Here is a 10,369-nt window from a genome sequence, read left to right as displayed (position 1 = left end):
TATCCTGTTATCCTCACTCCCTGGTGCCGCTGTAACATCTGTTCAAATAGATGGTGTATTGCACGAGTTTTCAACAATTGATGGCGTCGTGGAAGATGTAACAACAATTATTTTAAACATTAAAAAACTAGCGCTAAAAATTTATTCGGACGAAGAAAAGACGCTTGAGATTGATGTACAGGGTGAAGGAGTCGTTACAGCTGCCGATATTACTCACGATAGCGACGTAGAAATTCTCAATCCAGACCTTCATATCGCTACATTAGCAAAAGACGGTCGCTTACGGATGAGAATGACAGCAAAACGCGGACGTGGGTATACACCAGCTGACGCTAACAAGCGCGAGGATCAACCGATAGGTGTTATCCCGATCGATTCCATTTATACGCCGGTATCGCGCGTATCGTACCAAGTCGAAAATACGCGCGTCGGTCAAATGACAAATTACGACAAGTTAACGATCGACGTGTGGACAGATGGTAGCATCGGCCCGAAAGAAGCAATCTCACTAGGGGCAAAAATTTTAACAGAGCACTTGAATATTTTTGTGAACTTAACAGATGAAGCGCAACACGCTGAAATCATGATCGAAAAAGAAGAAGATCAAAAAGAAAAAGTGCTCGAGATGACAATTGAAGAGCTTGATCTTTCTGTTCGTTCGTACAACTGCTTAAAGCGTGCTGGCATTAACACAGTACAAGAGCTTGCGCAAAAAACAGAAGAAGATATGATGAAAGTGCGCAACTTAGGCCGCAAGTCGCTTGAAGAAGTAAAGGCGAAGTTAGAAGAGTTAGGATTAAGCTTACGTAAAGATGACTAGTTAAGCGTTTGGTTAACTAGGCATTTTCATGTTAAAAGTGAAATAAAGGAGGGACATCACATGTCTTACAGAAAATTAGGACGCACAAGCTCTCAACGTAAAGCATTGCTTCGTGACTTAGTGACAGACTTAATCATTAATGAGCGAATCGAAACAACAGAAGCTCGTGCAAAAGAGTTGCGTTCTGTTGTAGAAAAAATGATTACATTAGGAAAGCGCGGCGATTTGCATGCACGTCGCCAAGCTGCTGCATTCGTACGCAAAGAAGTCGCAAACACAGAAACAGGTCAAGATGCGATTCAAAAATTGTTTAGCGATATCGCACCACGTTACCAAGACCGTCAAGGCGGTTACACACGCATTATGAAACTTGGACCACGCCGCGGCGACGGTGCGCCAATGGTCATTATTGAACTAGTTTAATACGTTTTTACAAGGGCGAGACAGTTTTTGAACTGGATCTATGCCCTTTTTTTGTTTTCCTTTTTGTAGTAGAGTAGAGAGTAAGAAAATTCAGAAGAGATGAGGAGAGAGTTGTGGAAGTTGTAGTACGTGTAGAAAATATAAGTTTTCAATATGTAAACGAACAAACATATGCTTTACAACATGTATCGTTTCAAGTATATAAGGGCGAATGGGTAACCATTGTAGGGCATAACGGATCAGGAAAATCGACGCTTGCAAAGTTGTTAATTGGGTTATTGCCAGCTACAAGCGGTACGATTCACGTATGTGGGATTCCATTAAATGAACAAACGGTGTGGGATGTTCGGGAGCGATTAGGGATTGTATTTCAAAATCCAGATAACCAGTTTGTTGGAACGACTGTTCAAGATGATGTTGCCTTTGGTCTTGAAAATCGTGGCGTACCAAAAAATGAAATGGTAAAGCGTATAAACGAAGCGCTAAAAAAAGTAGGTATGGAAAATTTTATTAATGACGAACCGCATCGTCTGTCAGGTGGACAAAAACAACGTGTGGCGATCGCGAGTGCCATTGCTCTTCAACCGAATATTATCATTTTAGACGAAGCAACATCAATGCTTGATCCGAGCGGAAAAAAAGAAGTTCTTCAAGTGATGCAATCACTTCGTCGTGAACGCGATATGACTGTTATTTCAATTACCCATGATTTAAATGAAGTGGCAAAAGCTGATCGGGTGATTGTCATGAATAAGGGGAAAATTGCATTAGAAGGAACACCTAAACATATTTTTGCGCATGGGTCAAAGTTGGAAGAGATGGGATTAGACTTACCATTTCCGCTCCAACTCAGTCAACGGTTGAAGGAAAATCACATTCCAATTACAACCGATCATTTGACAATAGAGGGGTTGGTGAGTGAATTATGGACATTGTATTCCGCGATGTCGAACACCGCTACCAAATGAATACCCCTTTCGAGAAGCGGGCGCTGTACGATATTCATATGGATATCCCCAACGGTTCATACGTAGCTGTTGTGGGTCATACAGGATCGGGAAAGTCAACCCTTTTGCAACATTTAAACGGCTTACTTCAACCGACAAAAGGGACGATCCATCTGGGCAATTATACAATTACAGCAGGAAAAAAAGAAAAACATTTAAAGCCTTTACGAAAAAAAGTAGGTATCGTTTTTCAATTTCCTGAACATCAACTATTTGAAGAAACAGTAGAAAAAGATATTTGTTTTGGACCGATAAATTTTGGTATGAACGCAGAAGAAGCGAAAGCTCGTGTGGGAGAATGGTTAGCACTCGTCGGATTGCCAGAAGAAGTGCGACATAAATCTCCATTTGCGTTAAGTGGTGGGCAAATGAGACGTGTGGCTATTGCTGGTGTGTTAGCCATGGATCCGGAAGTGCTCGTGTTAGATGAACCTACTGCGGGCTTAGATCCTCGTGGGCGAAAAGAAATGATGGACATGTTTGCAAAGCTTCAACGGAAAAAACATATGACGATTGTACTTGTTACACATAGTATGGAAGAGGCAGCACGTTATGCGGATGACATTATCGTGATGCATCAAGGAACGATTGTGCGAAGGGGAGCACCAGAACATATTTTCCGTCATGTCGATGATTTAATAAGTCTCGGACTAGATGTCCCTGAGCCAGTTTTGTTTCAACGGGCAATCGAACAAAAATTTGGCGTGCAATTTCATGCCCCGTGTTTGACGATGGAAGACGTTATCAAAAACTTACAAACGTTATTTACTAGGGTGAAACGTATATGATGAACAGTATGATTATCGGAAAGTATGTTCCTGGAGATTCTCTCATTCATCGTCTCGATCCACGCACAAAATTGTTGCTCATGTTTATATATGTATTTATTGTGTTTCTTGCTAATAATGAATGGGCGTATGGGGTGTTGACTTTTTTTACATGTGCATTGTTGTTTTTATCGCGCATACCGTTTTCGTTCATGATTAAAGGATTAAAGCCAGTTTTATGGGTCATTGTGTTTACGTTTCTTCTTCATGTATTGCTAACAAAAGACGGGGATGTCGTTTTTCAATGGATCGGGATCGAAGTGTACGACAAGGCGATCCAACAAGGAGCGTTTATTTCTTTACGCTTTTTGCTTCTTATCGTTGTTACAACGCTAGTGACGTTAACAACGACGCCGATTGAAGTGACTGATGGGATGGAATCATTGCTTTCACCATTAAAAAAATGGAATATACCTGTTCATGAGCTAGCCTTAATGATGTCGATTTCTCTTCGCTTTATTCCAACATTGATGGAAGAAACAGAGAAAATTATGAAAGCTCAAATGGCTCGCGGTGTCGATTTTTCAAGCGGATCGCTATCAGAACGAATGAAAGCGATGACGGCATTGCTTGTTCCGCTATTCATTAGCGCATTCAAACGAGCAGAAGAGCTAGCCGTTGCCATGGAAGTGCGCGGATACCGTGGTGGGAACGGTCGAACGAAATGGCGCGAGTTGACGTGGAGGCGCATGGATACGGCTTTTATGCTTTTACTTGGCTTATTGACTGTTTTGCTATGGTTACTTCGTTCATAAAAAGGAGCGAACAGCATGAGAAGGATCAAATGCGTCATTGCTTATGATGGCACGCATTTTGCAGGATACCAAATTCAACAAAAAAAGCGAACTGTACAAGGAGAGCTTGAGCGTGCGCTCTCAACCATTCACAAAGGGGAATTTGTTCGCGTATATGCGTCAGGACGAACAGATGCAACCGTTCATGCATGTGGACAAGTGATTCACTTTGATACGCCACTTGCGATTCCTGATGAAAGATGGCCTAAAGCGTTAAATGCGCTTCTTCCTGATGACATCATTGCCAAAGAGGCAAGTGAGGTTTCGCCTTCCTTTCATGCGCGATTTAGTGTGAAAAAGAAAGAGTATCGTTACCGTGTCTGGACGGGAGAGAAAAACGTGTTTTTGCGTCATTATGTATATCACTATCCGCATCAACTTGATGTAACGAATATGAACGAAGCGCTTCGCTATTTAATCGGGACGCATGATTTCACAAGTTTTTGCTCGGCAAAAACGGAAATTGATGATAAAGTTCGTACCATTTATGAAGCGGAAGTGATTCAAGAAGGAGAAGAGCTAATCTTCCGTCTTGTTGGCAACGGTTTTTTGTACAATATGGTTCGCATTATCGTTGGAACAGTGCTAGAAGTTGGACGGGGGAAACGGCGTGCTGAAGAGATGAAGGCGATTTTGGAACAAAAAAATCGCGATGCTGCGGGAAAGACAGCACCGGGTCACGGTCTTTATTTGTGGCACGTTTCGTATGACAACTAATCCAGGTGTAACATTTTCTTGACATTGGGTTGTAGAAGAGATATTATATCATATGGTATGTATTTTAAACCCACGATTAGCCCCGGAAATTAATCGTGTTGAAATAAATATCGCTTGTTCATTTTTTATTTTAGGAGGGAAAACAAATGCGTACGTATATGGCGAAGCCAAATGAAGTAGAACGTAAATGGTACGTTGTTGATGCAGAAGGCAAAACGTTAGGACGTCTTGCTAGTGAAGTTGCTGCGATTTTACGCGGTAAACATAAACCAACTTACACACCGCATGTTGATACTGGTGATCATGTGATCATCATCAACGCAGAAAAAGTTGAGTTAACAGGGAAAAAATTAACAAACAAATTATACTACCGTCACAGCTTACATCCAGGTGGATTAAAAGTAAGAACAGCGCTTGAAATGCGTACAAATTACCCAGAGCAAATGCTTGAAAGAGCAATTCGCGGCATGCTTCCAAAAGGTAGTCTTGGTCGTCAAATGTTCAAAAAATTGCACGTTTATCGCGGAAGTGAACATCCGCATCAAGCACAAAAACCAGAAGTTTATGAACTTCGCGGATAATTGATCAAAGGAGGGCATTATTTTGGCACAGGTACAATACTACGGCACAGGCCGTCGCAAAAGTTCAGTTGCGCGTGTGCGTCTCGTTCCAGGTGAAGGACGCATTATCGTAAATGGTCGTGACATTCGTGATTATGTTCCATATGAATCTTTAGTTGAAGTTGTCAAACAACCGCTTGTTTTAACAGAAACATTCGGTAGCTACGATGTATTAGTAAACGTAAGCGGCGGTGGATTCACAGGTCAAGCAGGTGCAATTCGTCACGGTATCGCTCGCGCGTTGTTACAAGTTGACCCAGAATATCGTCAAACATTAAAACGTGCAGGATTATTAACGCGCGACTCTCGTGTGAAAGAGCGTAAAAAATACGGTCTTAAAGGCGCTCGTCGTGCACCACAATTCTCAAAACGTTAATTTCAACAAATCTCGGCAATTATTTGCCGAGATTTTTTTGTATGTCCCTCTTGTTCATGCGAACAATATATATAAGGAGGGACAGCCAAGTGGGAATACTTACATCGTTTACAATAAAAAAGTTAGAAAAACAGCTTGCTTATGAGCGAAATGTATTGAAGGATCTTTCTTATCGTGAGTTATGTAGACGTGTGCGCACGTATTGGCAACAATACATGATTGTTTCCGAAGTCATGGAAACGATATGCATCGATATAGCCATTGAAGCATATTTGCTTGGGGCACATTATAGTCGGTTTACATATTATGGTGAGTCAATAGAAACAGTGAAAAGTCGTTGTATAAACGAATACGAACAACTTATACATGAACTGTATGAACATATGAAGCTATGCAGAGATGGTATGTACGACACGTGTGCTCGTTACGTAGATGTTTGGTGGAGAGAAGGAATCGAAAAAGGGCTTCGTCGTCAACGTCTTCGTTGGAAGTAATCGTTCTAAATTCTCCTCTTGTCCCATATAACATAAATAGTGGGGAGGAGAAGGAATGAAAGTACGTATTATTATTCTTTTCATTGTTTTTGTCCTTTTTTTACAGTTTTACGTACTTCATGATCGCTCATGGAAAGCGTGGAGTTTACCGTTATCAGGGAAGATTATCATCCTTGATCCAGGGCATGGGGGGCCTGACGGGGGAGCGGTTAGAGGAGACGTTCTTGAGAAAGACATAGCGCTAAATGTTGCATTAAAATTGCGCGATTATTTGCAACAACAAGGTGCACTCGTTCAAATGACGAGGGAAGGAGACTACGATTTAGCGAATGAACAAACGAGGGGATATAGCCGAAGAAAAATAGAAGACTTACAACAGCGAGTCCAGCTTGTGAATGATTCAGAGGCAGATTTTTTTATTAGTATTCATTTGAACGCCATCCCTTCACCAAAATGGAGAGGGGCACAAGTGTTTTATTATTCCTCATTAGAAGAAAATAAACGATTAGCGAAGTTTATTCAACAAGAACTGCGTGTCAATTTAGAGAATACACATCGCTTAGCAAAGCCTATTCAAACGGTATATTTATTAAAAATGGCGAAAAAGCCTGGGGCTTTAGTTGAGATTGGTTTTTTATCAAACGAGGAAGAACGAAAACTACTAGCGTCTTCGGTGTATCAAGAAAAGCTGGCGGCTTCGATTTATAAGGGCATTTTACGTTACGTATCAAACGAACGCGATCCTTCTGAATGAGGAAGGATTCATTTTTTTATGCAGAAAATTATGTTATATTGAAAGTGTGAAATCGAATACATGAATACATAAGGATTGGTGAGGCGCGATGTTGACAGAAAAACAAGTTGTGGAGCTGCTCGAAACGATTTACGACCCTTTTTTGAAAAAAACGTTTAAAGAAACAGGCGCAATTCAAGAAGTCAAAATAAATGAAGAAAAAGGACTAGTAAGTGTAAAAATTGCTTTAGCGAAAACAGGAACGGCAGAACAACTTCAAGTGCAACAAACTGTTGTACAACGTTTAAAAGACGCAGGAGCATCTTCTGTTGGGCTCCGTTTTGCTCAATTGCCGTTAGAAGAAGAACGTACAACAAATGAACCCATTTACTTAGCGATTGCAAGTGGAAAAGGTGGAGTAGGGAAGTCGACTGTATCAGTTAATTTAGCCGTTTCACTTGCTCGACTTGGGAAAAAAGTTGGGTTAATTGACGCTGACATTTATGGATTTAGTGTACCAGACATGATGGGTATTACGGAACGTCCAGTTGTTCGTGGGGAGAAAATTATTCCGGTTGAACGTTTCGGTGTGAAAGTGATTTCGATGGGATTTTTTGTAGAAGATAACTCACCGGTTATTTGGCGTGGACCGATGCTTGGCAAAATGCTAAAAAACTTTTTTGATGAAGTGGAATGGGGCGAATTAGATTATTTATTACTAGACTTACCTCCAGGCACAGGTGATGTGGCATTAGATGTGCATACAATGCTTCCAACATCGAAAGAAATCATTGTGACAACCCCTCATCCAACCGCTGCTTTTGTTGCCGCAAGAGCGGGGGCGATGGCTGTTCGGACGAATCACGAAGTTGTTGGTGTCATTGAAAATATGTCATATTTTGAAAGCAAAACAACAGGTGAAAAGGAATATATTTTTGGAAAAGGCGGTGGCCAAAAATTAGCCCAAGAATTACAAACGGATTTACTTGGACAATTACCGCTTGGACAACCGGATTGGAACGATGACGATTTCGCACCTTCTGTATATGGAGAAGATCATCCAATTGGAAAAGTATATATGGATATTGCTAAAAAAATTATTGCAAAGTTACGATGAGGGGCTTGTTCGCCCCTCAAGCTGTTTGATCTTCACTTGATGTTTCTTGATCGGATTTTTTCTTACCGCCTTGCATTTCCTCTGCTGCTTTAATGAGAATGTCTTCGATTTTCGCTTTGAACAACGGACTGCTGAATGTTTCTGTAATGACTTTTTGTAAGTGTGCCCGAAAATCTTTGTTTTTCATTTCTGTTTGTATTAATTTTTTCATTTCTGGATTTTGCATAATATCTACGATCATTGCTTGATATTCAGGATCCTTCATTAATGCTTTTAATAATTTTTCATGTTCTTCTTTCATACTTTTTGCAAAGCTTTGGGCAAACTTTGCATCTTCAAATGCCTTTTTCCAAAACGTTTTTCCTTTGTCTGATGTCAACGTTTCTTCAATCGTTTTTTTAACAATTTGCTGATCCATAACGAGTTGTTGTTTGACTTTTTCATCACCCATCACTTCTTGAATCGCTTTTTTTCCTTCATCTGTTTTTAAAATGTCAACGACCATTTTTTTCGTTTGGTCGTAATCAGGTTGCGCAGGGGTTTTTTCTTGCTGAGCACACCCTGTCAGCATTAATGTGTAGCTAATCACGAGGAGCAAAAATATTCGATTCATAACTAAGGGCCCCTTTCAACAAGTTTCCTTACTGTTAATATTCAATGTTCTCCGCAAAAATATTCGCTAGCATTTTTCTTATTTCGTTGATAGAATTTTGAAAGGGATATTGAGAAGTGGAGGGTGCATAAGTGAATAGTCGAAAGTGGGTTCAATTGTTTTTTTCTACATTGTTTGTCGGTGGAGTAAGTACGGGAGTCGTTGGGTTCGCTGTGAAATGGAATGAATACGCACATCTTTTCACATCGTTTGAGATAAAAGAAATTTTATCTGTTCTCGTTTGGCTCATTGGTGTTGGCTTCATTTTTAGCGTCATTAGTCAAATGGGATTTTTTGCATATTTAACGATTCATCGTTTTGGTCTCGGAGTTTTCCGTTCTGTCGGGCTATGGAATGCGGTGCAAGTTGTTCTTATCGCTTTTGTTTTATTTGATCTCGTTTATTTTCGTTATCAACTGTTTGCTGAAGAGGGCGAATCGATCGTCAGCTATGTGCTCGTTGCTTTATTTATTTTTCTGTTTGGGCTTATTGTTGCTTACGTAAAAATGCGTGAGACGAATAAAGAAGCGTTTGTTCCTGCGTTATTTTTTATGATTGTTGTGACGGTCATTGAGTGGTTTCCGGTATTACGAATTAACGAAGAAAATTGGTTGTATTTAATGCTGTTCCCTTTATTAATTTGTAACGCGTATCAATTGCTTATTTTGCATAAGCTTTTACGTAAATAAAATGAGGCTGCAAGCCTCATTTTATTTCTTTGCTTTTTATATCAGCATTGTTTACAAGGTCAGATATTCGCACGCTTTTATATCCTTCTTTTTTCATCCATATGATAATTTGTTCTAATGCTTGAGTGGTTTGTTTGGCTGAGTCTGATGCATGAAGTAACACAATATCTCCGCCTTTTGCATTTTGGGTCACATTTTCAACAATTGTGTTCACCCCAGGATTGAGCCAGTCTTTTGAATCAATACTCCAATGAACGACAGTATGACCGAAGGAATGAACAACTTTTAAGACGTCCTTATTAAAATTTCCTGTCGGTACACGAAGAAAAGGGATATGTTTAATACCTAATGTATCAAACACTTTTTTAGCTTGTGCTAAGTCACGAACAATTTTCCCCCTCTCTAGTTCAGTGTAGTTTTTATATTCATAACCCATGCTTCCAATCTCGTGTCCATCGTCCACGATTTTTTTTACGATGCGTGGATGGCGTTCAGCCCAAGAAGCAGATAGAAAAAATGTAGCTTTCACCCCATGTTTTTTTAACACATTTAAAACGGGTATAGCATTTGTTTCTCCCCAACTAATATCAAATGTTAAAGCAAGTTCATTTTTTTTGTTTTCAACTTTGTAAATGGCTTTCGATCCAAGATCAGTAGAGAATACGGATTCGCTTGCAAGTTGTTGAATATACAAAATAGAAGCGGTGACGAAGGCAATGGATATGATGAGAAGCCATTTTTTTATTGTTTTTCCGTCGAGTATATAGAAAAACTTCAATGTTTGTCCCCCCCTTGTGCTTTTTATGACCATCTTATGCAAGAAATAACATGATATGATCAATGAATAAACGAGAACATTTTTAAAAAAATATTATTGACAACAAAATGAAACGTGTGTTAAATTAATAATCGTCGTTAGCGGCGAAAAAAATCATCGTTGGCGACGAAAAATATAGTTGACGACAGTCGAAAGAAATGATAAACTGTTAGAGCTGTTGTTTGATGGAGATGTTCCTTGAAAACTGAACGAAGCGAAAAGCGTACAAAAGCTAAGGATAACTTTTCTATGGAGAGTTTGATCCTGGCTCAGGACGAACGCT

The 10,369-nt window shown here is 39.9% G+C and carries 14 protein-coding genes; 12 read left to right on the top strand and 2 right to left on the bottom strand.

Annotation, left to right across the window (positions count from 1 at the left end; all coding sequences use genetic code 11):
- The 11 genes from HNQ84_RS14060 to HNQ84_RS14010 form a co-directional block, all read left to right on the top strand.
- A partial coding sequence (locus HNQ84_RS14060; RefSeq protein ID WP_435622446.1) for a DNA-directed RNA polymerase subunit alpha occupies positions 1–820 on the top strand: 820 nt, incomplete at its 5' end.
- A gap of 60 nt (positions 821–880) precedes the next feature.
- On the top strand, positions 881–1,243 hold the full coding sequence (gene rplQ, locus HNQ84_RS14055; RefSeq protein WP_003397694.1) for a 50S ribosomal protein L17: 363 nt from the start codon (positions 881–883) through the stop codon (positions 1,241–1,243).
- A 113-nt stretch (positions 1,244–1,356) separates the two neighbouring features.
- Positions 1,357–2,211, top strand: coding sequence for an energy-coupling factor ABC transporter ATP-binding protein (locus tag HNQ84_RS14050; RefSeq protein ID WP_183244211.1), 855 nt, complete (start codon positions 1,357–1,359; stop codon positions 2,209–2,211).
- The gene (locus tag HNQ84_RS14045) at positions 2,169–3,038 is read left to right on the top strand and encodes an energy-coupling factor ABC transporter ATP-binding protein (protein ID WP_183244209.1); all 870 of its coding nucleotides are present in this window, start codon (positions 2,169–2,171) and stop codon (positions 3,036–3,038) included. The genes HNQ84_RS14050 and HNQ84_RS14045 overlap by 43 nt, the downstream gene beginning before the upstream one ends.
- Positions 3,035–3,832: an energy-coupling factor transporter transmembrane component T family protein gene (locus HNQ84_RS14040; RefSeq protein ID WP_435622445.1), complete on the top strand. Its 798-nt coding sequence runs from the start codon at positions 3,035–3,037 to the stop codon at positions 3,830–3,832. Before HNQ84_RS14045 ends, HNQ84_RS14040 begins: the two co-directional genes overlap by 4 nt.
- Positions 3,833–3,847: 15 nt before the next feature.
- Positions 3,848–4,588: a tRNA pseudouridine(38-40) synthase TruA gene (gene truA, locus HNQ84_RS14035; RefSeq protein ID WP_183244205.1), complete on the top strand. Its 741-nt coding sequence runs from the start codon at positions 3,848–3,850 to the stop codon at positions 4,586–4,588.
- Positions 4,589–4,734: 146 nt separating this feature from the next.
- Positions 4,735–5,169, top strand: a complete 435-nt coding sequence (gene rplM / locus HNQ84_RS14030) for a 50S ribosomal protein L13 (protein ID WP_012573869.1) — start codon at positions 4,735–4,737, stop codon at positions 5,167–5,169.
- Positions 5,170–5,191: 22 nt separating this feature from the next.
- Positions 5,192–5,584 carry a 30S ribosomal protein S9 gene (rpsI, locus tag HNQ84_RS14025; protein WP_003397701.1) on the top strand — a complete coding sequence of 131 codons (393 nt, stop codon included), beginning with the start codon at positions 5,192–5,194 and terminating at the stop codon, positions 5,582–5,584.
- Between the two features lie 89 nt (positions 5,585–5,673).
- Complete coding sequence (locus HNQ84_RS14020) at positions 5,674–6,078, top strand: DUF2521 family protein (RefSeq protein WP_183250440.1); 405 nt, start codon at positions 5,674–5,676, stop codon at positions 6,076–6,078.
- A gap of 55 nt (positions 6,079–6,133) precedes the next feature.
- A complete protein-coding gene (cwlD, locus tag HNQ84_RS14015) occupies positions 6,134–6,832 on the top strand; it encodes an N-acetylmuramoyl-L-alanine amidase CwlD (RefSeq protein WP_435622444.1) in 699 nt (232 codons plus the stop codon).
- Positions 6,833–6,920: 88 nt separating this feature from the next.
- Positions 6,921–7,928: an Mrp/NBP35 family ATP-binding protein gene (locus HNQ84_RS14010; RefSeq protein ID WP_435622443.1), complete on the top strand. Its 1,008-nt coding sequence runs from the start codon at positions 6,921–6,923 to the stop codon at positions 7,926–7,928.
- A 16-nt stretch (positions 7,929–7,944) separates the two neighbouring features.
- Here HNQ84_RS14010 and gerD read toward each other — a convergent pair whose 3' ends face one another.
- Positions 7,945–8,541, bottom strand: coding sequence for a spore germination lipoprotein GerD (gene gerD / locus HNQ84_RS14005; RefSeq protein WP_435622442.1), 597 nt, complete (start codon positions 8,539–8,541; stop codon positions 7,945–7,947).
- 131 nt (positions 8,542–8,672) lie between these two features.
- On the opposite strand from gerD, the gene HNQ84_RS14000 reads away from it, so the two are divergent.
- The gene (locus tag HNQ84_RS14000; RefSeq protein ID WP_435622441.1) at positions 8,673–9,269 is read left to right on the top strand and encodes a KinB-signaling pathway activation protein; all 597 of its coding nucleotides are present in this window, start codon (positions 8,673–8,675) and stop codon (positions 9,267–9,269) included.
- A gap of 16 nt (positions 9,270–9,285) precedes the next feature.
- Here HNQ84_RS14000 and pdaB read toward each other — a convergent pair whose 3' ends face one another.
- Positions 9,286–10,047: a polysaccharide deacetylase family sporulation protein PdaB gene (pdaB, locus tag HNQ84_RS13995; protein WP_435622440.1), complete on the bottom strand. Its 762-nt coding sequence runs from the start codon at positions 10,045–10,047 to the stop codon at positions 9,286–9,288.
- Between the last annotated feature and the right edge of the window lie 322 nt (positions 10,048–10,369).

This window comes from Anoxybacillus eryuanensis, from assembly GCF_051200995.1.
Taxonomy (GTDB): domain Bacteria; phylum Bacillota; class Bacilli; order Bacillales; family Anoxybacillaceae; genus Anoxybacillus; species Anoxybacillus tengchongensis.
This window is presented reverse-complemented; position numbering and strand designations above follow the sequence as displayed.